Origin of the sequence: Chelatococcus asaccharovorans (assembly GCF_003201475.1) — a bacterium.
Lineage (GTDB): Bacteria > Pseudomonadota > Alphaproteobacteria > Rhizobiales > Beijerinckiaceae > Chelatococcus > Chelatococcus asaccharovorans.
Genome location: NZ_QJJK01000022.1, coordinates 12,258 through 35,944 on the forward strand (window position 1 = coordinate 12,258; position 23,687 = coordinate 35,944).

A 23,687-nucleotide genomic window follows, 5' to 3' on the forward strand; every position below is an offset into this window, starting at 1 on the left:
TCCATGATGCAGATGGATGCTAGTTCTCATGTAACGCACAACGCGTCGCGCTTTCCCGCGAAGATTGCCCTTATTCAGGGGGAGCGGAAACTCACCTACCGGGATTTGGACGCGATGAGCAATCGCGTTGCGAATGCGCTTGTGTCGTGGGGCACAAACCCGGGGGACCGTGTCGCGATGGTCGTCTCGTCGAGTATTGAGTGGGTTGTCGCGTATATCGGCGTCCTGAAGGCCGGATGCACCGCTGTCCCTCTCAATTATCGCCTTACGGCCAAGGAAATTGGCATGATGCTGGAGGATTCAGGTAGCCGGCTTGTGTTTGTCAACTCCGAACTCATCCCGATTGTGCCCGAGCTTCCGACGCTTGAACGGAAGGTGGTGATAGACACTCAATCCTTCGACGAGTTCGTTGGCCCCAGTTCCGAAAACCATCCGGGCATCCGTATCGACCGCGATGAGACCCAATGCATCCTTTACACAGGAGGTACGACCGGTCGTTCGAAGGGAGTGATGCTCACGCATGAGAACATCTTCTGGAACACGATCCACGAGATCGTCGACACGCGCATGCATGAGGATGACAACACGCTGCTCATGACGCCACTGCATCACGCTGCTGCCTTGAATTGCTGGCTCCTGCCCCACCTCTATCTCGGAGCCACGGCGACGATCATGCCGAAGTACTCTCCGGAAGAGGCGATCAGAACGATCGAGAAACACCGTGTTACCAACGCTTTCACGCCGCCTTCGGTAGCCCGCGACATCTTCAACCATGAGCTCGCGATGGCGTCCGACCTCAGCTCTTTTAGACGTTGGTACGTGGGAGGGGCGAACCTCTCCAGAAACGACCGCGACAAGATGCATGCCCTCATTCCCGGGGTGCAAATCTTTTTCCAGTACGGGCTCACGGAAGCGGGGGTCATCGTCACAGTCTTGAAGGAAAAGGACTATGAGCAGGCTCCTCCCGGCTCGATCGGGCGTGCTTTTCTCAACTTCGAAGTTAAGATCCTGACGGAGGAGCTCATGGATGCGCCTCTCAACGAAGTCGGCGAGATCGCGGTCCGGGGACCGAGCGTGATGAAGGGGTATTTCAACAATCCGGAAGCGACGGCCGCGACCTTCCACGAGGGTTGGCTCAGGACGGGCGATATGGGAGCCATGGACGAGAATGGCTTCGTTCGCTTCCACGACAGGCTTAAGGACATGGTGAAGACGGGCGGGCTCAACGTCTACTCGCAAGAAGTCGAGCAAGTGCTGCTGCGACACCCCAGCGTGCGTGAAGCCGCTATCCTCGGTTTCCCAAGCGAAAAGTGGGGCGAGGAGGTGACAGCCGTCATCGTCTGTCAGGACGACGCTGAACACGACGAGCAATCTATTATTGCGCATGCCAAGGGAGAACTCGCAGGGTACAAAGTACCGAAGCGAATCATCTTTATCGATTATGCGGATATGCCCATCAACTACAGCGGCAAGATCGCCAAGCGTGAACTGAGAGACAAAATCTTGCCGAAGCAAGAGGTGAGCGCCTGATGGACAAATTATCATCAATCAGCGCACTCCTGCGCGGACAACGCGTGCTCGTCACAGGCGCAGCCCAAGGCAACGGGCGCGGCATCGCAGATGGCATGGCGGCGGCGGGAGCTAGTGTGATCTTTGCCGATCTGAACGGAGAAGGCGCGGTTGCGGCAGCGAGGGCATGTGGAAGCGGAGCATCGTCCCTGACCCTCAACATTGCCGACCGCGATGAATGCCAGCGTGCTGCTGAAGAGGTGGAAGCCACCTATGGTCCGATCGACTGTTTAGTCAACAATGCCGGCATTCTTGCCCGCGGCCCAATTGATTCCGAAAACGCGGACGCGCATTGGGACAGGACGCTGGCGGTAAACGTGACCGGGACCTACAATGTCGTCCGCGCGTTTCTCAGCCAATTGAAGGCGAGGAAGGGCAACATCATCAATATCGGTTCAATCCAGTCGTTCGTGGCAACGCCTAATTCGGCAGCATACACGGCTTCCAAGGGGGCCATCCTGATGTTCACGAAAGCCCTGGCCGCGGAACTGGCCACATCTGATGTACGAGTCAACGGTATCGCCCCCGGCTTTATCCGCACACCGATGACGGAAGCCACCTTCGAGAACGAGCGCGCATTGAAGGGACTGCTGCATCACATACCGCTGAAGCGCGTGGGCGAGCCAGAAGATCTCGCGGGTGCGGCTATATTTTTGGCATCGCCACTGGCAAGCTATGTCACGGGCGTGATGCTTCCGGTCGACGGTGGATACCTAACGGTGTAGACAGGGCGCCTTGTTGGAAGGAAAGATGCATTGAGGACCTTGGGTTCTAAAGGCGAGGAAACCGAGAAGCTGCTGCGTGAGGCGGGCGTCAAATTGATTGCCATGCACGGGTTCGAGGCGGTCAGCTTGCGGATGCTAGCCAAGGAGGTCGGCATCCAGGCGGGCTCCCTCTACAACTATATCACAAACAAGCAGGACTTCCTGTTCTCCCTCCTTTCGGAAATCATCAAGGACCTCAACGCCGAGATGGCGCAAGCCATGGACGGGATCGACGATCCGGTCGATAAACTCAGGCGTTTCATTGCCGTCCACATCGAGTTCCACACGCGCCGGAAGGACGAAGTGTTCATCGGCAACATGGAACTTCGGAGCCTAAACCGTACGCATCGCGCTACGATCGTGAAGATGCGAAACGCATATGAGGATCAGCTCAAGGACATCCTGAGTGCCGGGATCAAGAGCGGGGATTTCCAGATCCGGGATTCTAAGGTGGTCAGACTTGGCCTTTTCGCGATGATCACCGCTGTCAGTCACTGGTATCGCCCTGACGGCCCGAACACGATCGAAGAGCTTATCGAAGAGTATACCGCGTTGGCATTCGATCTGCTGCGTGTGCCAGCCGAAGGCGAAGTCGCGGTTTTAGCAAAGAAGGGACGCAAGGCCGCAACGGCGCAGGTCGCTTCCTCATGTTCGTCGTGAAACGCCCGCGATGCTGAATGGCTCAAGGCGACCGCATTCTGAGGCCGATACTGAAGTTTCGGTAAATCCGTATTTTGTGAGGTTGATCGACGCGCGGTGGTGAGCCATCGGGCGCCGATCAAGGATTTTCTAAGTCAACGCGAATTTCTTGTCACCTTTTGGAGGAGAGTGCTATGGCGAGGCCGTTACCGAGTAGCTTCATATCGAGGTGAAGGCAAAGTTCTTGCAGAATGTGCGGCTCAGATAGGCTTGGCGCCATTGCGAGGGCACGGGGATGAACACGCCCGTCGTGACCGCACCGACACCGACGCAGCCCCTGCCGGGTAGCATCGCTACCGCCTCGACGCTGGCCTTCGCGCTCGTTCATCGATACGTCGATGGCACACCGCTCTATCGTTTGGCGCAGACATTCGAGCGTGCCGGCGTTCCGATCAGCCGCGGCGCTCTCGCTCACTGGGTCATCGGTAGCGATAAGCATCTGCTCCGCATCTATGGTGCCTGAAACTGCGGTTGCGATCGCAGCCCTTCATTCATGGTGATGAGACAACGGTTCAGGTGCTGAAGGAAAAGAACAAAGAAGCTACCAGCACATCGTATATGCGGGCCTATCGCAGCGGCGGCGATGGGTGACCGGCTGATCGTGCTACTCGATTATCAGCCGGCCCGTGGGCCAGATGCACCCGCCGGGCTTGGTGACTACCACGGCATCCTGGTGACTAATGGCTATACGGCGTGGCGCACATTTGGATGGCGCGACCCATCTCGGATGCATGGCCCATTCCAGGCGACGCTTCGTCGAAGCCCTCTAAACGAGAAACCAAGCCGGATATTGCTACGCCAACCAAAGCGATCCATCGGTATCGCTGACGTCAATGTGCAGGGGAAATCGCGCTTACTTTTCTACCGCTCGATCTCACGATTCCATCGGGCATTCCAATCCGCACGGTTTTGATTGATTGCCGTCCAATCCAACCGAATTGCGTTGGCCGCGGCCTTACGAGTTTGGTCCAGAATAGGTGTTGTCGTCGCGTCTCCTGTAACGCCAGGGTTCGACGGGACAAGATTCGCGTGTTTCAGCGCGAGCGTCTGGGCAGGAACCGAAAGCATGTAGCGAGCCAACTTTTGCGCGAGTTCAGGCTCGCTGTTACCTGCGACTGGGCAGACGGCGGAGAAAAGGAGCGGCGTACCTTCCTTGGGCGCTGAAAACGCCACGGGAATGTTCTGCCTCTGGAATGCGGCCACTTGGCTCAAGGCAAAAGGAAAAATCGCCAGTTCGTCCGTCTGGACCATTTCCGAAAGTTTGGCCGAATTCGAAAAGTACTCCAGCACATTTTTGCCAATTGCCTTTGGCCATTCCTTAAAGCCTGGCTCCACGTTGGAATCTGTGCCGCCCTGGATGCGGTTGAACATCAGAAACGCATGGAGGCCATAGCTCGAGCTCGGCATGGAGGGTACCACGACAAGGTCTCGAAACTTTGGATCGGCCAGATCCATCCATGACGTGGGCGGAGCCCAGCCCTTCTTCTCGAAAACCCGTGTATTGTACGCAAGGCCGCTCATGGACATGCTAACGCCCGCAGCCATGTCATCCGGATATCGTGAGAGCTTTGGCAACTGATCCAGTTCAGCGGAGTATTCGAGTTTCGTGCATAAGCCGAGCCCGATCGCCCGCGCCATGACCAAATCATCCATCATAATGACATGAGTCTGGGGCTTCGCCTTGGACGCTTCCGTCTTGGCCAGGATGTCAGTCGAGGTCCCTGGCACGATGACGATTTTCACGCCATTCTCGGCTTCGAATGGCGGGAATACGCCTTGCGTGAAACCTTTTTCGATGGTTCCCCCATTCATCCCGACATAGAGAGTCTTGGTCTGCGCGATCGCCGCTGGCATTGTCGCCAGGCAGGAAATCGCGGCGCCAAGGAATAGCAGTGCACGCATGTTCCGCTCCTTGTTGTGATTGCCGCTAATTCTGTTCGGTTGAAACGGAGATAGGTTTCACCGGTGGTTGGCTGCGGAGCCGGCCGACCTCCTCGACCGGACAGTGGATCCTTCCGGCTAGGATCTCCGCTCCTGCAAGGCCGCACAGGCGTCCTTGGCAGCGCCCCATCCCAGATCGCACGAAAGCCTTCGCCCGGTTTACCTCTCGAACGCTTAATTCATCGACTGATCGGCGGAGTTCTCCGGCTTCGATCCGCTCGCAGCGGCAGACAATGGTGTCGTCCTTTACCCACTCAGCTACCGTGTCAGGGTAGGGGTAAGCTTTATCCAGAGCCTGCCGGAAGCGCCAAGACCGACGCAGAACACGGTCTATTAATCGCGCCCGATCCTCAAAATCCCGATGACCGAGGTCTTGCAGTACGGAGATCGCCGCGCGTTCCCCTGTCAGCTCGGCTACATCGGCTCCGCCAATACGGCTACCGTCCCCCGCAAGATACACATCGGGCCGCGACGAACGGCCGTGATCGTCGATCGTTGGCAACCATTGTCGCGCATCGTGGTCGAAATGAAATTCGCACCCTGCTAGGTCGGCCAGTTGGGTTTCGGCCTTAAGTCCGAAACCCATGGCCACAGCATCGCACTCCACAGACAGAGCTTCTCCCCCATTTAGATAGCGGAAATTACTGACCCGCGTTTCGCCGACGATCTCCGTTGGCGTGATACCAGTCAGGATCCGAGTGCCGGCTCTCAGAAGCCGTCCGATGTAACCTATGCCTCGCGCGGTAGTGGATAGGCCTGCCAACAACCCAAGGATCTTTCCAGCCACATGGCGCAGCGGCGTTGTGTCCAGCACCGCTGACACCTCAATGCCGGCATCCTGGTATTGGCTCGCCACCAGATAAAGGAGCGGTCCCGTGCCGACGAAGGCGACCTTCGTTCCAACCGCCACACCTTGCGACTTCAGGGCGATCTGGGCGCCGCCCAAGGTAAATACACCTGGAGTCGTCCATCCCGGAATAGGCGCGATACGGTCCATTGCGCCCGTGCAAAGGATAAGCTTGTCGAAGTGCAGGTGTCCTCGACGGCTCGCTGTGGACATGTCGATACGGTTGTTGAAGATGTTCCACGCAAGCGTCTCGGTCTGGAGATCGACCTGTGAACGGGCCCGGTCGAATTCCGAGAAGAGGCTGAGGGCCTTTTTCGCTTCGCTGCCGTACAGCTGATCCGGTGGACGTTTAAAATTCGTCGGGAGTTTCCTGTAGATCTGTCCACCAATATCGGCCGCCTCGGTTATGACCACAGGGCGATAGCCCGCCTTCGCGAGCGTGCAGGCGGCCCGGATCCCGGCAGGTCCGGCACCAATTACGGCGAGGATGGGGTTAGTCATTGCGGTTGTCCGGCACAAGAACAGGAACGCTCGTCCGCAACCTCATTCCATCAGACGCGGGAGTGCTGCATGCGCGTAAGCGCGTTCCGTCTTCTGTCCATATCCAGCAATCCTGGCAGGCAGACATCATGCAGAAGCCAGCCCGCGGGCCATCACCCCATTCGGACAAGCGGAGACGGGAACCTGAGAGAAGGATCGCCGTCATGACGGTATCGCCGACCATCGCAGTGACTTTAATGTCGTCAACGACCAGCGCGACGGTCTTTCTGTCGCGTTCTGCAACGCGCTGGAAGAGCGAGGGAGAAAGCGGGCGCATCAATGTGTGGTCTCCGCGACCGCCTTGCTTTCGGCATCTGAAAAGCGCCCGATGTCGAATGCTTCAATCGGTGTCGTTGTCTCCCCCGTCGTTATGATCTCGGCGAGGATCGCGCCGACGCCGGGCCCCAGCTGGAAGCCGTGGCCGCAAAACGCGAAGGCATGGAGCAGGTTACTTGTTTTAGGGCTCACGCCAATGACGGGGATGCTATCGGGCATGCGCCCCTCCAGTCCAGACCAGCTTCGGATGGCGAGCGCCTTTTTTGCAGCGGGTATCGTGTATCCCAATCGGGACAACGCAATTGCTATCGTGTCCGCCTGAGGGCGCGAGCGTTCGGCGACGAGATCCCCCCAGCCGGCGCCGCCTCCGCCCATCACGATATTGCCTCGCTCTACTTGGCGGGCGGCGATGAACGCATCGCAGGAACCGAGAACGACATCCATTATCAGCGGAAGTGGCTCGGTGACGAGCAGGTTCGGAAGCCGTAGGTCGATCGGAACCGGTTCGCCGAACATTCTCGCGATCTCCCCGCCCCACGCACCTGCAACGTTGACCAGATGTTTCGAACGGACGACCAGCCTGTCGCAAACAGTTTCGAAGCTGTTTCCATCGAGGGCGGCCGACGACACGCGGCATTGTTCGATAATCCGCGCGCCGGCCTTTTTGGCCGCCCGAGCGAAGGCGGGGGCGACGAGCCGCGGATTGGCATCCCCATCATTTGGGGCAAGCGATCCGGCTACGGGTTTGGTCGAGAGCCACGGATAGCGTTGGCGGAGCGCGTTCGCACTGATCATCTCGAGTTGGAGCCCGTGAGTCGCAGCCCTTGTCTGATACGTTTCCAGTTCGCGGACATGATCGTCGTTCCACGCCAGCTTGAGATGTCCCGTCACACGGAACTCACAATCCTCGCCGATGAGCTCCGGAAGGCGCCCCCAGAGCGCTCGAGAGCGTGCTGCGATAGGTAGCTCGGCCAGAGTGCGGCCCTGTTGGCGAACTCCACCCATGTTCACGCCGCTCGCCTGGCCACCGCAGAGCCCTTTCTCAATCACCACAACTGAAAGGCCCGTGCGTGCGAGGTGCAGTGCCGTGGCGCAACCCATTATTCCACCGCCGATAATCGCCACGTCAGTTTCGATCTTATCCATCAGCGTTCACCGACGAGGACGCGGTCGAGGCCGTACACGCGGTCGAGCAGAATCATTGCCAGGCCAGTGATAAGGATCATCAGGGCGGAAACAGCGGCCATCATTGGATCAAGCGTTTCGGACGCGTACATATACATTCTGACCGGCAAAGTGACCGTGGAAGGCGATGTCACAAAGATCGACATCGTCAGTTCATCGAAGCTCGTGATGAAGGCCAACAACCAGCCGCCGGTTATACCGGGAAGAATCATTGGGAAGGTGATCCGACGGAAGACGGTCCAGCGAGATGCACCAAGCGAATAAGCCGCCTGCTCCGCCGACTCATCCATTCCGGAAATGGCGGCGAGGATGAGGCGCAGAGCATAGGGGCTAACCACCACCGTGTGGGAGAGAAGGAGCCAAAAGAAGCTGCCAGTCTCGCCAATCACCGTAAGCAATCGTAGGATTGCGACGCCTAGAACGAGATGGGGAATCAACAGGGGAGACAGCAAAAGCCCGTTTATGGCATCCCGCCCAGGGAAAGAGCTCCTTGCGATCGCCAGCGCCGCGGGTATCGCCAGTAGAACCGATAAGGTTCCCGATGCCAACGCCAGCCAGAGGCTTGTCCAGAAAGAGGCAACGAAATCGGGATGGTGGAAGACGGCTTCGAGCCACCTCAGCGAGAAACTGTCCAATGGGATTTCTAGCGTCATCCCCGGCGTGAAGGCGACCATTATGACTACAACCAGCGGCGCCAGCAGGAACACCACGAGCAGAAGGTGGAAAGTGAGCGAGAGCGGGCCATTTCGCATCAGCCAATACTCCGGCGCTGTTCGCGCTCCAACATCGCGTTGTAAGCGAGCATGATCGCCAGGTTGGTCGCGAGCAGGACGAACGCGATCGCTGCGCCAAGCGGCCAGTTCAGTTGCGTCAGGTACTCGTCATAAACGACTGTAGCCACCGTCTTCACTCGCCGGCCGCCGAGAAGGCCAGGGATCGCGAATGAGCTCGCAGCAAGACCGAATACGATAAGGCTACCGGAAAGTATTCCCGGAATAATCTGCGGGAATACGATCCGTCGTAAGACGGTGGACTTGCTTGCGCCAAGCGACAGCCCAGCAGATTCCACCATAGGGTCGAGCTTCTGCAGGGAAGCCCAGACTGGAATGATCATGAATGGCAGCAGGACGTGCACGAGGGCAATGACGACTGCCGGCTCACGGTAGAGAAGGCGCAGCGTCGGAATGTCAAATGCCCTGAGAAGTTGATTGAATGGCCCACTGGGACCGAGCACCACGCTCCAGCCAAAGGTCCTAACAACCACGGAAATGAGGAGAGGAGCCAGAAGCACGATCAGGAAGATCGACTTCCATGGGCTCCGCATACGTGAAACAATGTATGCTTCAGGAACGCCGATTAGAAGGCAAACCACGGTAGTTATAACAGATATCCGCAGCGTTCTAACGAATATTTCGATGTAATATTCGTCCGTGACGACCCGGAGATAGTTTGAGACGGTAAAACCTTCCCCCATTCCCGCGCTGTGACTATAAGTTTGGAAAGATAGCACCACGGTCATCGCAAGCGGGAGACACAACACCACGAGGTAAAGCGCGAGCATCGGAACTGTGAGAAGAAAGGGGCCCCTGCGTGTCATGCGACCGACACCACACGAAGTGAGGTCGGATCCCAACTCAGCGAGACTGGCTGATCGATATCCCAGCTGGGTCCGGCGTTGTTTGCGGTCAGGACCATCAAAGGACCGAGCGGTCCGGTCACCTCATACATCCATTGGCTTCCGAGGAAGAAGCGCTGCGTTACGGTTCCTGGAACGGCTCCTTGGCGCGGATCGTTGATCCTCACCTTTTCCGGGCGAAGGCACATAAGATGACGGCCCATCCTGGTACCATGAGCACTCGGTACAGCAATGCCTTTCACATGGGCGCTGCCATCGCAAGCGAGTTCGACCTCGAGCAAGTTAGCTTTCCCGACGAAGCCGGAAATAAAGGCGTTCCGAGGATGTTCGTAAAGTGAGAATGGGGTATCGGCCTGAGTTATCTTGCCGCTCTCCATGACAATTACGCGATCGCTGATAGACAATGCTTCCGACTGGTCATGCGTCACCATGATCGTCGTCGTGCCGACTGTCTGCTGAATGCGTCTGAGTTCGAATTGCATCTCCTCACGGAGTTTTGCGTCCAGGTTCGATAGGGGTTCGTCGAGAAGCAGGACCGGCGGTGCGATGACGAGGGCGCGGGCCAGTGCAACACGCTGCTTCTGTCCGCCCGAAAGCTGGCGCGGATAGCGGTCTGCGTACTGGTTGAGCTTCACCAAACCCAAAGCATCCGACACGCGTCTATCTATTTCGGCTCGCGGAACCTTTCGCATCTCCAGGCCAAATGCGACGTTGCGGGCGACAGTCATATGCGGGAAGAGCGCATAGGCCTGAAAGACAATGCCGAGACCGCGCCGGTTCGGTGCAAGCCGAGTTACGTCGGTACCGTCAAGTTCGATTCGGCCTGCGGTAGCCTCCACGAGCCCCGCAATCATTTGTAATGTCGTTGTTTTGCCGCATCCGGACGGTCCGAGCAGCGAGACAAAGGCGCCGCGGTCGACCGACAGGTCGATCTCCGCAACCGCGGCAACATCACCGTAGCGCTTGGTCAGCCCAAACAGTTCCAATGCCGCCATTCAGTCGGCCCCTCTTTTGAATGATTGAAAGGAATCAACAACCGGGAGCGCTTGCGGTCAACAATTTGTCCTGCTATTTGAGAAAAAATGGTTATCTTTCCCATATAATGGAAAAAATGTGCGCAATAATCTTGAAATATCCCAAATTCAGGCTGCCGAGAAAGGAGGCTCCCAGACCTTGGCGCGGGCGGCGGATGTATTAAAAATCGTCGCGCGAGCCGGTCCCGACGGGGTAAGGCTGACGGATCTTCTACCCCAGCTCGATCTGACGCGCTCAACGCTTCACAGGATCATGCAGTCATTGGAAGCGATAGAGTATCTTGAACGTGTGCCTGGAACGCGACGCTACCGATTGGGGCTAGAACTATTCACCCTGGCGGTACAGGCGGCCAACCCGACCGGACTGCTCGATCTCTGCCGTCCGGGGCTTCTTCGCTTGGCTGCCGGCACGGGTGACACGGTGTTTTTGCTGGTGCCGCAAGGGTACGACGCGGTGTGCCTCGATAGGATCGACGGCCAGTTCCCAATCCGGGCTCTCACGGAAGGAATAGGCGGAAGGATTCCTCTGGGCTTAGGATCCGGACCGTTGATCCTCCTCGCGTACATGCCAAGGGAGGTGCAGGAGGAGATCCTTTCAAATAATCTCTCGCGGTTGGTCGGTCGCACCCTCTCCGACGAAATCGAGTTGCGGGCCGCTCTTGTGAAGGCGCGCGAGGAAGGGGCTATGGTCTTTCCGCGGGGGATTATGTTTCCCGCCATCGGCAACGTCGCGGTACCACTCGTCGATCGGCAAGGCAATGCGGTCGCGGCCATCTCAATCACAGGTATCAGTGAACGCTTCAGCGAGCAGCGTATCAAGGTCATGCTCGCGCTTCTACGACGAGAGAAGGCTGAGATTGAAGAAAGGCTCAACCCGATGGATGTCAGGCTGCTCAACCAGCAGCGTTCCCGGGCTTCTTAGCGTCGCTGTCGATAGTGATTTCCATTAGCCACTCAGTCTGCTGAATGAGACGATGCCGGCTCGGTCGGAAAGCTGGCAGGCCGTGGCACATGCGGTCCCTCAATATTCGCGTTCTGCTATCTTTGCCTTGGTAGATCTTGGCGAAGGGTCCCCGAAGCCTCCAAGCGTGATCCTCGATGCTTCCGGAAGCCGTTGAACCCGCGCCAGAAATGTCAGGCCGAGGTCCGGAACCGCGCAAGACTTCCTGCGTGCATGACCTTGCCCGGCAGCGCGTGGCCAAACAACCGCTCCGCGGATCTTGCGCATTCGATCAGCGCCTCAAGGTCGATTCCCGTTTCAATACCCATTTCCTGGCACATGAAGACGATGTCTTCGCTGCAGACGTTGCCTGCCGCTCCCTTATGCTCGGCGAATGGACAACCGCCGAGACCGGCGACCGAGCTATCAAACTGGTCTACCCCCATACGTAAGGCAGCATAGACGTTTGGCATGCCCGTTCCGCGTGTATCGTGCAAATGCAAACCTACCTTGAAGTTGGGCCAACGCTCGCGTACTGCGCCGATGCGGTACTCGATATCTCTAGGTGTCGCGAACCCTACCGTATCCGCCAGGTAGAGTCCCTTAAGGGGCTGGCCATACTCAGCAGCCAAATCAACTATGTGCTGCCCCATCTCCAATACGCGGGATGTTGGAACCTCACCTTCATAACTGCATCCAAAGGCGGTCATGATGTATCCCCACTCTAGCCTGATCGCGTTCTCGCGGTAGGTATTGAGCCAGAGACGCTGCTCCTGAAGCGTTTCCTCGATGCTGCGGTTCGTGTTCTTTTTCGAGAAGGTTTCCGAGGCCGTTACGCGGATGGACCCGACGACGTCGAGCGGCAGTTCGAGAGCACGCTCCAACCCTTGTTGGTTAAGCCACAAGCCGGTGTATCGAACGCCCGGCTTCTTCTTGATCGCCTTAGCGACTTCCGTCGCATCGGCCATGGAAGGGACACGTTTTGGATTGACGAACGACACACAGTCGATCTGCTTCAACCCTGTCTCAGCAAGGGATTCGATGAATTTGACCTTTTCCTGAACCGTGAGCTGCTTCACTTCGATCTGGATGCCTTCGCGAGGGCCTTCCTCGTGAATATGGACAAACTTCGGAAAATCGGACACGCTTCACCCCGCGAGTTAACATACGAATGTTTGTTTTTATAATTTATGCGGGGCGCGCGCACAATGTTGAAACCGCGACTGATACCATGCAGCGCGATGGAGGATACGCCTGCGATGACGATACGAACGGAGATTCAGGACGATGTGGCTTGGGTGATCATCGACCGGCCGGAGAAGCGCAATGCGATTGACGTCCAGGCTCACGAGCAATTAAGTGAACTTTGGCCACGCTTGGAAGACAGGAGGGATGTTCGGGTCATCGTCCTGACCGGGACTGGCGATCAGGCCTTCTGTTCCGGCGCGGACATCGGTACGTTTTTGCCATTTCTGTCATCGCGGATAGCCGACGGAGAAGATCCCGGCCATTTTTGCGGCCTGACGCATCGTAGGCTTCGAAAGCCCGTGATCGCAGCAATCAACGGTGCCGCACTTGGGGGCGGGCTCGAACTCGCACTGGCGGCCGACTTGCGAATCGCTGCCTCGACGGCGACGTTCGCGCTTCCGGAGGTGAAGATCGGTGCGATCGCGGGCGCCGGCGGAATAAGCCGCCTCGCCCGAATGATCCCGTCGGCCGTCGCGGCGCGGATGATCCTGACGGGAGATGCCATCGATGCGGCTCGAGCGCTCGAAATCGGTCTCGTTTCCGATGTCGTGCCTCCAGCCGAGTTGCAAGTTTTTGTTCAAAATGTGGCGGCTTCCATCGCCCGGTGTCCCGAAGAAGCAGTCACACTCAGCCTCGGGGTGTTTCGTAACGCAGGGGAACTCACGCTGGAAGCTCTTTTGGTCGAGGAGCGAAAAGCGTTCCGGGCGATCGCCGGGACAGAGGCATTTGCTTCGGCGCACGCCAAGTTCTGCGCGCGGCGCGCCAGCCCCATGTCGACGGAGGATCGGGCACGTGCTTGAAGCGCCCCGCAGAAGGCCCCTTAACCACCGGCGCACGGTGACATACGAAAGCTTTGAGCGTGAGGACGGCCTGTTCGACATTGAAGCGTCTGTTTACGACACCAAAGGCCACATTTATTCAGATCGGGAGCGTGGGCAGCTCAAACCTGGCGAGCCTGTTCATGACATCCGTGCGAGGCTCACCATAAACGACTGCTACGTGGTCATCGACTTCGCCACGGAAATGGCGGCAGTGCCGTTCGCCTATTGTCGGGGGGCTGTGGACCCGCAGCGATTGGTGGGATGCTGCATAGTCAGGGGATGGCGGAAGGCAGTGGACCAAGCCTTCGGCCCTCGTCGCGGATGTACGCATCTGCGCGATCTCGTCCTCGGCATGGGTACGGTCGCTTTCCAGACATTGTCGGCCAACACCGATGAGAAGCGGTTCACCGCGGGTCTGACCGACTCCGACGTGGTCGAGAAGCCCAGCTTTCTTGGCGGGTGCCATTCCTGGGCTATCTCAAGTCCCGTGGTCAAATCCTTCTTTCCCCAGTTTTACGAGCCCGAGGACTGAAGACGGAACTGGAGCCTTACGACTTTAGTAGATGATTGTGCTCGCCAACCCTTGGTGCGCGAAGTTGGGCAGGGGAGGTGGCAAGGGCATCTACCACTGGCACAGTTGTGCCAATGATTGTGCGGCCGTCCCAGGTCTCGATGGTCCTTTCGAACGCGCCGGTCGTCCTGAAATGTTCGTCCGCCATAGCCTCATCAACATCCCGAACCTTCGCGCAGCAGCAGTCTGATCCCAGCAGACTGTCCCAGTGATCGGCGGTATTCCGAGCGATGATCGCAGCAACGGCGCGTCTTGTCCGCTCGGGATCCAGCTGATCGTCACGATATTCTTCGGGCAATTCCAGCAGTTCACAGAACCGCTCCCAGAAGCGGTCCTCGATCGGCGCCGCAGCTACGAAGGCGCCGTCGCCAGCCCGATAGATGGCATAGCGCGGTGAACCGCCCGTCAGAAGTGATTCCGATGGCGTCGGCGCTTTTCCCGATACCGACTTCTCCCCGACCGCCCAGTACTGCAGGGCAAACAAGTTGCGGCTCATGGCGATGTCGAGATGACCTCCTATCCCAGTCCTGTCCTTGCGTCTTAGGGCCAAAAGTATATTCATTACAGCTGGATAACTGCCACCAGCGATATCGGCGATCGTCACCTGCGGCACGCTCGGTTCCCCGGCGGAACCTTTCGTGAGTGAGAGCAGACCGGCTTCCGCACAGTAGTTGAGATCGTGTCCGGCTTTCATGTTGTTCGGCCCCGTCTGGCCGTAACCGGTTATCGAACAGTAGATGATGCCAGGATTGATCGCACGGACTGCGTCGTATCCGAACCCAAGTCTCTGCATCACTCCGGGGCGAAATTGTTCGACAAGCACGTCCGCTGCTCGGAGAAGCGGCTCGAGCGTCTCGAAGGCACTGGCGGCCTTCAAGTCAATGCTCACCGACTTCTTGCCGCGGTTGAGCATTGCAAACGCGATACTTTCGTCGGTAGCAAAAGGTGGAATTTGGCGCAGTTCGTCTCCGGTATGCAGCCTTTCGACCTTGATTACCTCAGCGCCGGCCTCGGCGAGGATGAGGCTCGCCATCGGTCCTGGCAGATGAAAGCTGAAGTCAAGTACCTTGACGTCTTCAAGAGGAAGCATCGTCCCATCGCTCCTTCAGATCAGGACCGACAGGTTGTCTTCCACGAACTTCGTGTGAAGTCTGTCAGTAACGAACTCTTGGTGACGAACAAGATTGCGCAGGAACGCCAAGTTTGTCTCGATGCCCTCAATGATCGTACCTTGCAAGGCGGCGTCCAGACGTGAAATCGCCTGTGACCGATCGCTTCCATGGGCCACAATCTTCATCATCAGGCTGTCGTAGAATGGCGTGATGCGATCGCCCTGCTCGAAGCCCGTGTCGATGCGGATGCCTTCGCCTTCTGGGAGTACCATTCGGTCGATGTTACCTGGGCTTGGGACGAAATGCTTCGCCGGGCGCTCAGCGCACACGCGGACTTCAATAGCATGCCCGTTGTCCTGAATAGACTCCTGCGAGATCGTGCTGGATATATCTTCGCCCAATGCAAGCAGGATCTGCATCGATACCAGGTCGGTTCCGGTGATCATTTCGGTAACAGGATGCTCAACCTGGAGACGGGTGTTCATTTCCATGAAGAAGAAGGAACCTGTTTCGTCGTCGTAAAGATACTCGACCGTTCCCGCACCTTGATAGTTCACAGAATTGGCTAAATTGATTGCCGATGAAAGCATGCCTTCTGCCGCCTTCGGGTCCAACCGACGCGGTCGTGCTTCTTCCAGGATTTTCTGGTAGCGCCGCTGAGCGGAACAGTCACGGTGGTGGAGATGGATGGCTCCCTTCGTCCCCAAGCCGAAGAGTTGCACTTCGATGTGGCGGGCGCGCCGGATCAGTTTCTCGATATAAACGGAAGGATCGGAGAATGCCCTTTCCGCCTGCGACGAGGTTGACTGGACGGCTGACACCAACTTCAAGGGGTCCTCGACTGGGCGCAGGCCAATACCTCCGCCGCCTCCGGCCGCTTTCACCAAGACCGGAAATCCGATGCTCTCCCCGGCTGCCAAGATGGACGGCTCGTTTGTTGGATCGAGCTTGCCACTGCCAGTGAGCACGGGCACGCTCGCGGCGATGGCCATTTCACGTGCCCGGTGCTTGTCGCCCATCGACAGTATGGTCTCTTCAGACGGCCCGACAAAGGCGATACCTGCCTCGCGGCATTTGCGAGCGAACGCCGCGTTCTCCGCAAGGAACCCATAGCCGGGATGAATAGCGTCCGCGCCGGCGGCCCGGGCAGCTGCAACCACCTTGTCGGCATCGAGATAGCTTTCGCTTGCCCGTGCTTGCCCGATAGCAATGCTTTCATCAGCGAGGCGGACGTGACGGGCGTGGGCGTCAGCTTCTGAGTAGACGGCGACCGCCGTAAAGCCGAGCTTCTTGACGCTCTGGATGATACGGCAAGCGATTTCGCCGCGATTGGCGACAAGAATTTTTTTTGGCATCGGAGTTCTCAGAAAGAGCGGGGGAAACCAAACCAGCGCTCGGCAATCATGTTGAGCGCCATGTTCTGATTGAGCGGAGCGAAGGAATACAGGCGTGCATCACGATAATACCGCTGGATGGGCAGATCGGTGTCGAAACCCGCGCCCGCGAAGATTTCCATTCCGGTGTCCGTGCATTGCACCGCCGCACGCGCTGATGCCCATTTCGCCATTGAACTCAGCACATCGGTCGCTTCACCCGCTTCGTCGCGGCGTGCGGCTTCAAGCGTCGCGAGCCATGCCGTCTCGACAGCAATACCCGCAATGGAAAGTTGGTGTTGCACAGCCTGAAACTGACCGATTGGCCTGCCAAAGGCCGCACGTTCAAGCGCGTATTCCTGCGTAACCTCGAGAGCGCCTCGGCCGATGCCGACCGCGACAGCGGCAGCGTTCATGCGTTCGCCGTTGAGCGTGGCGATGACCTGGGGAAAGCCATCGTCCAAAACGCCCATCAATGCGTCTTCGGGAATGCGTACGTCGTCGAAGGCTACGGCGTTTGTGTCGTAGCCGTTGATAGCCATCGTCGAAACCTCGCTGGCGGTGATACCCCGTGCCTTCGTCGGAACGAGGAACATCGATAGACCGCGACTGCGATGCTCGGAGGTCCGCGCCAGGACAACCATGAGATCACTGGTGCTGGCGCCGCTGATCCACATTTTATTGCCGTTGATAATCCATCCGTCCGCTTCGCGAATGGCCTTGGTCTTCATGGCTGCCAGAATATCGGTGCCACCGCCCGCCTCCGTCAGGCAGAAGGATGCCTTGATCTCGCCCTTCATCAGAGGCGTCAGATAGTCGCGCTTTTGCGCCTCGCTACCGTTCTCTTTGAGCAGGCGCGTAATCATGAAGTGCACGACCATGAACACGGCCATCGAGGTCGCTTTCCTGCCGAGTGCTTCGAGAATCACGACCTGTTCGATGGCACCGCCGCCACCGCCGCCCAATTCTTCTGAAACGCCGACGCCTAAGATACCCAATTCGCTCAGTGCGGCATGCAGTTCGTTATCGAACTGCTTGGAGTTGTCCAGCTTCTGTGCACGCGAGACTGGCGAAACCCGGTCGATGGTCCCTTCGAGCGCCTGCCTGAGCATTTCCTGCTCTTCGGTCAGCTTGGCCAGCTGTGGCAGCATGTGTCGTCCTCCAAAGATGCCTACCGCGTTAACGCGATTGACAAAATAACAGTCGTTTGTTTTTATAGTTTGCGAGGAAACGATGATCAAGATCACCTACAGCATATTTGCTCGGCCTGATGTGCCGGAGGGCCAGATTCGCACACTGTGGATGGACGAGCACCGCGCTCTTCTTCAACGCCGCGCCCGGGCGCGGGGTATCGTCCGCTACGTGCAGACCCTTCGCAGTCCTAGCCCGATCGAGCTGAAAATAGCGCGTGCCCGAGGTGTCGCCTTCGAAGCACCATCCGGAATGGCCGAGCTCTACTGGGAATCTATTGAAGCGCTCGAGACCTCGTTCGAGCGTCCAGAGGCTATCGCAGCCTACCGCGAGCTTCTCGAAGACGAAAAAGGGTTCACGGCACGATCGGTGGCCTCGCCATGGATCGGCACGCAGCGGCAAGTGATTTGAAGCGGGAGCTCTGCTGATGGGGCTGTTCAAAGAATTCGTTGTTGGTGGGAAGACACTATCGAATCGCATTGTCATGGCCCCTATGACGCGGAGCCGCGCAGATTTCCAAGGCAACGTAAGTTCCTTGGCGCTGGAATACTACTCGCAGCGCGCGACTGCGGGGCTCCTAATCACCGAAGCAATTGGCATCAGTCCTCAGGCGCACGGATATCCCTTCACTCCCGGGATTTGGACGAAGACGCAGGTCGACGGATGGCGCGCGGTGACAGATGCGGTTCACGCGCGAGGAGGTCTCATCTGTGCGCAACTCTGGCATGTCGGTCGGGTATTCGCGTCGGCTAACAATCCTTTGGGGCTGGCGCCGGTTGGACCGGCTGCGGTAGCCGCCGAGGGACAGATATTCACCAAAGGTGGTCCTGTGCCCCTTCCCGTTCCTCGAGCGCTGTCCACCCAGGAAGTCAGATCGACTGCTGCGGACTACGGTACAGCCGCCTCTCGGGCTTTCGACGCGGGATTCGACTTCGTGGAGTTGCATGGGGCGAATGGCTATCTCATTGAACAGTTCCTCTCGGACGAGGCAAACATCAGGGCCGATGAATTCGGAGGCTCGGCAAACAATCGCCTGAACTTCCTGCGCGCCGTGCTCGATGAAGTCGAGAGTGCCGCCGGGGGATTATCCCAAGTCGGCGTGAGGCTGTCGCCTTACGGAGATTTCAATGGCATCAATCATAGCAATCACGCCGACCTTTTCGACCGAGTTCTGGGCCTCCTGGCGGCTCGGAAGCCGGGTTATCTCCACCTCATCGAGCCGTCGGTCTCCGGAGACGGCAGTCGCCGGACGGCAAAAGGCGACCAAGCCCCGGATGTGTTAAAGATCGCTCACGCCGCGTTTTCAGGCCCGATCATTGCCTGCGCTGACTACGATCGTGCGAGAGCTGATGCGACGTTGAAGAACGGCTGTGCCGATCTCATCGCTTTTGGACGCCCCTTCATCTCAAATCCCGATCTCGTCGAGCGGATGCGCGACGGCATACCCGCCGCTCCCTGGGATCGATCGACTTTCTACACGCGCGGAGAAAAAGGCTACACGGATTATCCGACTCTGGCCTCCGCACCTCACCATGTCTGAAGCAGGAGATCGAGAAATGACCGAAGTGAAGCCAGTGGTCACGCGCGCTGGCGCCGAAGATAACGATACTGCGCAATCCGGGGATTGTGTGCGTGTTTCCGGCGTAAGCCCGCAGCACACTCCCGCGACGAAGATTTGGTTTGGTCGCGTCAGCAACGAACCTGGTCACCGGTCGCCTCCACACCATCACGGCGAAGCGGAGACCGGGGGTTATGTGCTCAAGGGCAATGGCCGAATTTACTTCGGAAAGGACTACAAGGAGTTCGTTGATCTTGGGGAAGGGGACTTCGTCTTTGTGCCGCCCTTTATGCCGCACGTCGAGGTTAACATGTCTACGACGGAAGAACTCGTGTGGCTTACTGCAAGAACACCCGAAAACCTAGTTGTTAATCTTGAAGATGTCGATGACGCTTCGCTCGAAGGCTACCGCCGGGCGTAGGGAGTAACGGGGTATGACCTATCGGATCGCTCACGCGGGATCCTCGGTTTCGACGCGCTTGGCGACCATCATTCTCGGCTCGCTCCTGATGACCGCGGCTGCCAAAATTCAGGTGCCGTTTTACCCCGTGCCGATGTCGATGCAGAGCGCCGTCGCGGTTGGGCTCGGTCTAACGTTGGGAAGCCGGTTAGGCGCCGCGGCGGTGTTTACTTACCTTCTACAGGGCGTGGCCGGCTTTCCAGTTTTTGCTAGTCCACATGCTGCCGGCATTTCGTACCTCATGGGACCCACGGGTGGCTATATCCTTGGTTTCGTCTGCGCGGCGGCAGTAGCTGGCGCCCTGCGAGATTGGTCCAGAGGCAAGCTGCCCAGGATCGTCATCGCCACCACCGCCGCATCGCTGTCCGTCTACGGCCCCGGGTTATTCTGGCTCGGAGCGTATACGGGCTACGGCGAGGGGCTTCTCGCGGCTGGCGTCGTGCCGTTCCTGCTGGGTGATGCACTTAAGATCGTCCTCGTCGCTTGCGCGACGCAGACCTCGACGAAGCTCCTTCGAAAGCCAGGAGGAAACTCATCATCATGCGCGTGATCAGCTTTTCCGACCTGAGCGGACGCCAGACCTATGGCTTGGTCGATGGCGACACGGTCCTCGATATGGCCGGGCTTGACGGACTGCCGAATGATGTCCGTGGCTTAGTCGCGACCGATGGCTGGGCCCGAACGCTGGCAGCGGCCGTGGCCTCGGCCCCGCGGCTGAACCTCAAGGACGTGACTTTCCTCCCGGTCGTGACCAATCCGTCAAAGATTCTCTGCGTGGGTATCAACTACGCTTCGCATGTCATCGAGACGGGACGCGAAATGCCCGCCAAGCCGATGATCTTCACGCGCTTCGCGTCCTCGCAGATCGGGCATGCGCAGCCGCTACTCAAGCCGGCCGTCTCTTCGAGGTTCGATTTCGAAGGAGAGCTTGCGGTGATCGTCGGCAAGGGTGGCCGCTACCTCTCCAAGACGGAAAGCCTTGAGGCGGTTGCCGGGTACAGCATCTACAATGATGGTTCGGTCCGGGATTGGCAGAGGCACACTCTGCAATGGACACCCGGGAAGAATTTCCCGGCTACAGGAGCCTTCGGCCCCTGGCTTGTTACCCCCGACGAAATGGGGCCAATCGGTACCCAACGAATCGTTACGCGGGTCAATGGTAAGGTCATGCAAGACGGCAGGTTGGACGATCTCATCTTCGATGTGAGATGTTTGGTCTCCTATTGCTCGCACTTCACCCCACTGGAGCCCGGCGACGTAATTATCACAGGCACGACCGGTGGAGTGGGGGCATTCCGTGAGCCTCCCGTCTGGTTGGAGGCTGGCGACGTCGTGGATGTGGAGATCGATGGGATCGGCGTCCTGTCGAACGCCGTTGCCGATGATACGCTCAGACCGCGGGAACGCGGCGAATGGCTATGATCAGCGCGTATGGCCTGATCAGGAGGCTAACGGCGTGAGAGGAGATGGCGATGAAGGACATATTCGGGGTTGAGGGAAAAGTTCTTCTCGTCACAGGGGGCGCCTCGGGAATAGGTGCCGCGGCGGTCAAGATCGCCGCGGCATCAGGAGCCAAGGTGTGTGTCGCCGATGTCGACCTCCAGGCGGCCGAAGAACTTGCCCGACAGGTCGATCCAGAGGGCCGGAACATCTTGTCCTGTCAGGTGGACGTTTCCGATGATCGAAGCGTGACGGCTATGATGGCGGCCTTGGTCGAAAGGTTCGGCCGTCTTGACGGTGCCTTCAACAATGCGGGCATCGGTCTGGGCGCGGTAGAGTCAGCCGGCCGCAAGGCCGCAGAGGTGCGGGAGGAGGCTTGGCGGCGGATGCTCGATGTCAATCTGACGGGTGTCTGGCTCTGCATGAAGGCCGAACTGCGGACAATGAGGTCGGGTGCCGCCATCGTCAACGCTTCGTCCATCGCAGGGCTCTCCGCCATGCCTATGTCTGCCCCTTACGTGGCAGCCAAACATGGTGTCGTCGGTCTGACCAAGGCCGCGGCTATCGACTATGGTCCAGCCGGAATCCGAATCAACGCGATCTGCCCCGGATATACGGATACACCGCTGATCGGGCACGTCGGCAAAGAGCGGCGCAGCGATCTCGCCGCGAGGAAACCGTTGGGACGCTTTGGCCAACCCGACGAAATTGCCCGGCAGGCTATATGGCTGCTGTCCGATAACAGCTCGTACGTGACCGGGGCCGCATTCACGGTGGACGGCGGATATTCTGCCACATGACAGCGGGAAGTGGTGGGAGTTAATCATCGCTTCCAATAGGCCCCTTACCGCGGCTTATGGGCATCCAAGCTTTTGTGAGAATTCGGTTCCCGCTATCCTATCATTCTGACAGAGCCTGTTGAGATCAGCCAGGCGTGATGAGGAGCAACGATCTCGCCGCCTCTGCCGAACGCAATGTTTTCGAGTGAGACCGCCGATGGCGGCCTGCCCGTTAATGTCCAAAGATCAGGCTTTGAGCGCTGCGGTCGCGGCGCACGACTTCCGCAGGTCCTGCAAAACGCGTCCGTCCGGCGGAAATGATGAGCGCATGGTCCGCGACATCCAGCGCGAGCTTTGCGTTCTGTTCGACCAGCAGGATCGTGATCCCGGTCTCCTTCAGCCTCCGGATTTCCTTGTAGATTTCTTTGATGATGACGGGGGCCAATCCCATTGATGGCTCGTCCAGCATCAGCACTTTCGGCCTCCCCATCAGGGCGCGGCCAATTGCCAGCATCTGCTGTTCACCTCCCGAAAGCGAGATCGCCATCTGGGAACGTCTTTCGCGCAGTCGCGGAAAAAGGTTGAAAACCGTCTCAAGATCGGAACCGAGATCCTGGTCTCTTCTGGCATAGCCACCGACCCGAAGATTTTCCTCGACTGACATCATCGCGAAAACCTGGCGTCCTTCAGGAACGTGTATCAGGCCTTTGGAGACGAGCTGCTGAGCGCTGGCCCGGTTGGTCGGTTGACCCAAGAATGTCACGGTGCCTGACACGGTCGTCAACGTCCGAGAAATAGCTTTGAGAAGACTCGTTTTTCCAGCGCCGTTGGGGCCGATCACGCACATCAACTCACCGGGACGGATTGCCAGATCAACCTCGTCCACCGCTTTGAGGTTCCCGTAGAAGGCCGAAACCTTATCGAGCTTCAAAAGCGCCTCATTCATCCGAATCCGCCCCAATATATGCTGCAATAACTTTGGGATCCTCGCGGATCTGCGCCGGTCCGCCCCGCGCGATGACGCTACCTGCATCCATGACGTAGACCTCATCGGAAATTTCCAAGACGAGATCAAGATCGTGCTCGATGAGCACGAGCGACACGCCGGTCGACGAAATCTTCTTCAGCAGCTTACCGAGCGCCGCGGTCTCGGCTGTGTTCAAACCCGCAGCCGGCTCGTCCAGGAGGAGCCATTTAGGCGAAGTTGCGAGCGCTCGCGAGATTTCCAGCTTGCGTTGGAGGCCATAAGGCAAGTCTCCCGCCCTCCGCTCTCGCCACGCCTGCTCGAACGCGACGAAGTCCAGCAGTTCGTGCGCGCGTTCTTCAGAGCGGCGCATTTCGGCGCGGCTGGAGGGTAGCCCGAGGAGATCGCTGATCCGGCTTGCCGACTGCAAGCGGAAGCAACCGCTTGCTGCGACCTCCCACGCCGGCATGTGCGAGAACATTTGCAGGTTCTGGAATGTTCGGGCGATGCCAAGTCCGCACATCTCGTGAGGGGGCAACCCTAGGAGAGTGCGTGCATCAAGGAGAACGTCACCCGCGGTGGGCTTGGTAAACCCGGAGATAACGTTCATCAGGCTGCTTTTTCCAGCGCCGTTTGGTCCTATGACGGAGGTCAATTTGCCCGGGATGAGTTCCATGTCCACCGAACGCAACGCGTGCACGCCGCCGAAGGACTTCTTGACGTTTATGATCTGGAGCAT

General features: G+C 58.3%; 25 protein-coding genes and 1 pseudogene. 13 read left to right on the plus strand and 13 right to left on the minus strand.

Annotated features, from left to right (window positions below; genetic code table 11):
* The first annotated feature begins 3 nt into the window (after positions 1–3).
* The 4 genes and pseudogenes from C7450_RS31810 to C7450_RS31825 all read left to right on the plus strand — a co-directional run.
* On the plus strand, positions 4–1,530 hold the full coding sequence (locus tag C7450_RS31810) for a class I adenylate-forming enzyme family protein (protein ID WP_210206595.1): 1,527 nt from the start codon (positions 4–6) through the stop codon (positions 1,528–1,530).
* Entirely contained in the window at positions 1,530–2,294 is a 765-nt protein-coding gene (locus C7450_RS31815; RefSeq protein WP_110378438.1) for an SDR family NAD(P)-dependent oxidoreductase, read from the plus strand. Before C7450_RS31810 ends, C7450_RS31815 begins: the two co-directional genes overlap by 1 nt.
* Positions 2,295–2,324: 30 nt before the next feature.
* The gene (locus C7450_RS31820; RefSeq protein ID WP_110378439.1) at positions 2,325–2,993 is read left to right on the plus strand and encodes a TetR/AcrR family transcriptional regulator; all 669 of its coding nucleotides are present in this window, start codon (positions 2,325–2,327) and stop codon (positions 2,991–2,993) included.
* 175 nt (positions 2,994–3,168) lie between these two features.
* Positions 3,169–3,799 (plus strand): annotated as a pseudogene (locus C7450_RS31825) (IS66 family transposase); the annotation flags it as partial.
* Positions 3,800–3,893: 94 nt separating this feature from the next.
* Here C7450_RS31825 and C7450_RS31830 read toward each other — a convergent pair.
* From C7450_RS31830 to C7450_RS31860, 7 genes are read right to left on the minus strand one after another with little or no spacing between them, the layout of a single operon-like run.
* Positions 3,894–4,934: an ABC transporter substrate-binding protein gene (locus C7450_RS31830; RefSeq protein ID WP_110378440.1), complete on the minus strand. Its 1,041-nt coding sequence runs from the start codon at positions 4,932–4,934 to the stop codon at positions 3,894–3,896.
* 25 nt (positions 4,935–4,959) lie between these two features.
* Positions 4,960–6,321, minus strand: coding sequence for an FAD/NAD(P)-dependent oxidoreductase (locus C7450_RS31835; RefSeq protein WP_110378441.1), 1,362 nt, complete (start codon positions 6,319–6,321; stop codon positions 4,960–4,962).
* On the minus strand, positions 6,314–6,637 hold the full coding sequence (locus tag C7450_RS31840; RefSeq protein ID WP_110378442.1) for a (2Fe-2S)-binding protein: 324 nt from the start codon (positions 6,635–6,637) through the stop codon (positions 6,314–6,316). The genes C7450_RS31835 and C7450_RS31840 overlap by 8 nt, the downstream gene beginning before the upstream one ends.
* A complete protein-coding gene (locus tag C7450_RS31845) occupies positions 6,637–7,761 on the minus strand; it encodes an NAD(P)/FAD-dependent oxidoreductase (RefSeq protein ID WP_210206596.1) in 1,125 nt (374 codons plus the stop codon). Before C7450_RS31845 ends, C7450_RS31840 begins: the two co-directional genes overlap by 1 nt.
* A 20-nt stretch (positions 7,762–7,781) precedes the next feature.
* Positions 7,782–8,576, minus strand: a complete 795-nt coding sequence (locus C7450_RS31850) for an ABC transporter permease (protein WP_110378444.1) — start codon at positions 8,574–8,576, stop codon at positions 7,782–7,784.
* Positions 8,573–9,382 carry an ABC transporter permease gene (locus C7450_RS31855; RefSeq protein WP_245450285.1) on the minus strand — a complete coding sequence of 270 codons (810 nt, stop codon included), beginning with the start codon at positions 9,380–9,382 and terminating at the stop codon, positions 8,573–8,575. The genes C7450_RS31850 and C7450_RS31855 overlap by 4 nt, the downstream gene beginning before the upstream one ends.
* 32 nt (positions 9,383–9,414) lie before the next feature.
* Positions 9,415–10,452 (minus strand): ABC transporter ATP-binding protein, encoded by a 1,038-nt coding sequence (locus C7450_RS31860; protein WP_110378446.1) that lies wholly within the window; start codon positions 10,450–10,452, stop codon positions 9,415–9,417.
* Between the two features lie 118 nt (positions 10,453–10,570).
* On the opposite strand from C7450_RS31860, the gene C7450_RS31865 reads away from it, so the two are divergent.
* Positions 10,571–11,413 (plus strand): IclR family transcriptional regulator, encoded by an 843-nt coding sequence (locus C7450_RS31865; RefSeq protein WP_110378447.1) that lies wholly within the window; start codon positions 10,571–10,573, stop codon positions 11,411–11,413.
* 212 nt (positions 11,414–11,625) lie between these two features.
* Here the strand turns inward: C7450_RS31865 and C7450_RS31870 are convergent, their stop codons facing one another.
* Entirely contained in the window at positions 11,626–12,576 is a 951-nt protein-coding gene (locus C7450_RS31870; RefSeq protein WP_110378448.1) for a hydroxymethylglutaryl-CoA lyase, read from the minus strand.
* 114 nt (positions 12,577–12,690) lie between these two features.
* Here C7450_RS31870 and C7450_RS31875 point away from each other — a divergent pair, with 114 nt between their 5' ends.
* Positions 12,691–13,479: an enoyl-CoA hydratase/isomerase family protein gene (locus tag C7450_RS31875; protein WP_110378490.1), complete on the plus strand. Its 789-nt coding sequence runs from the start codon at positions 12,691–12,693 to the stop codon at positions 13,477–13,479.
* Positions 13,472–14,032 carry a DUF2889 domain-containing protein gene (locus C7450_RS31880; protein WP_170147549.1) on the plus strand — a complete coding sequence of 187 codons (561 nt, stop codon included), beginning with the start codon at positions 13,472–13,474 and terminating at the stop codon, positions 14,030–14,032. Before C7450_RS31875 ends, C7450_RS31880 begins: the two co-directional genes overlap by 8 nt.
* A 16-nt stretch (positions 14,033–14,048) precedes the next feature.
* Here the strand turns inward: C7450_RS31880 and C7450_RS31885 are convergent, their stop codons facing one another.
* The 3 genes from C7450_RS31885 to C7450_RS31895 are packed head-to-tail and all read right to left on the minus strand — an operon-like array spanning position 14,049 to position 17,707.
* Positions 14,049–15,161: a CaiB/BaiF CoA transferase family protein gene (locus C7450_RS31885; protein WP_110378450.1), complete on the minus strand. Its 1,113-nt coding sequence runs from the start codon at positions 15,159–15,161 to the stop codon at positions 14,049–14,051.
* A gap of 15 nt (positions 15,162–15,176) precedes the next feature.
* A complete protein-coding gene (locus C7450_RS31890; RefSeq protein WP_110378451.1) occupies positions 15,177–16,538 on the minus strand; it encodes an acetyl-CoA carboxylase biotin carboxylase subunit in 1,362 nt (453 codons plus the stop codon).
* 8 nt (positions 16,539–16,546) lie between these two features.
* Positions 16,547–17,707 carry an acyl-CoA dehydrogenase family protein gene (locus tag C7450_RS31895; protein WP_110378452.1) on the minus strand — a complete coding sequence of 387 codons (1,161 nt, stop codon included), beginning with the start codon at positions 17,705–17,707 and terminating at the stop codon, positions 16,547–16,549.
* 82 nt (positions 17,708–17,789) lie between these two features.
* Between C7450_RS31895 and C7450_RS31900 the strand changes: the two genes are divergently transcribed.
* From C7450_RS31900 to C7450_RS31925, 6 genes are read left to right on the plus strand one after another with little or no spacing between them, the layout of a single operon-like run.
* On the plus strand, positions 17,790–18,158 hold the full coding sequence (locus C7450_RS31900; RefSeq protein WP_110378453.1) for an EthD domain-containing protein: 369 nt from the start codon (positions 17,790–17,792) through the stop codon (positions 18,156–18,158).
* Between the two features lie 16 nt (positions 18,159–18,174).
* Positions 18,175–19,287: an alkene reductase gene (locus tag C7450_RS31905; RefSeq protein ID WP_110378454.1), complete on the plus strand. Its 1,113-nt coding sequence runs from the start codon at positions 18,175–18,177 to the stop codon at positions 19,285–19,287.
* A 16-nt stretch (positions 19,288–19,303) separates the two neighbouring features.
* On the plus strand, positions 19,304–19,726 hold the full coding sequence (locus C7450_RS31910) for a cupin domain-containing protein (RefSeq protein WP_210206597.1): 423 nt from the start codon (positions 19,304–19,306) through the stop codon (positions 19,724–19,726).
* A 13-nt stretch (positions 19,727–19,739) separates the two neighbouring features.
* The gene (locus C7450_RS31915) at positions 19,740–20,315 is read left to right on the plus strand and encodes a biotin transporter BioY (RefSeq protein ID WP_110378456.1); all 576 of its coding nucleotides are present in this window, start codon (positions 19,740–19,742) and stop codon (positions 20,313–20,315) included.
* Positions 20,306–21,187 carry a fumarylacetoacetate hydrolase family protein gene (locus C7450_RS31920; protein ID WP_110378457.1) on the plus strand — a complete coding sequence of 294 codons (882 nt, stop codon included), beginning with the start codon at positions 20,306–20,308 and terminating at the stop codon, positions 21,185–21,187. The genes C7450_RS31915 and C7450_RS31920 overlap by 10 nt, the downstream gene beginning before the upstream one ends.
* Positions 21,188–21,231: 44 nt before the next feature.
* Complete coding sequence (locus tag C7450_RS31925; RefSeq protein ID WP_210206598.1) at positions 21,232–22,005, plus strand: SDR family NAD(P)-dependent oxidoreductase; 774 nt, start codon at positions 21,232–21,234, stop codon at positions 22,003–22,005.
* Positions 22,006–22,216: 211 nt separating this feature from the next.
* Here C7450_RS31925 and C7450_RS31930 read toward each other — a convergent pair whose 3' ends face one another.
* Positions 22,217–22,930: an ABC transporter ATP-binding protein gene (locus C7450_RS31930; protein ID WP_110378458.1), complete on the minus strand. Its 714-nt coding sequence runs from the start codon at positions 22,928–22,930 to the stop codon at positions 22,217–22,219.
* A complete protein-coding gene (locus C7450_RS31935) occupies positions 22,923–23,687 on the minus strand; it encodes an ABC transporter ATP-binding protein (RefSeq protein ID WP_110378459.1) in 765 nt (254 codons plus the stop codon). Before C7450_RS31935 ends, C7450_RS31930 begins: the two co-directional genes overlap by 8 nt.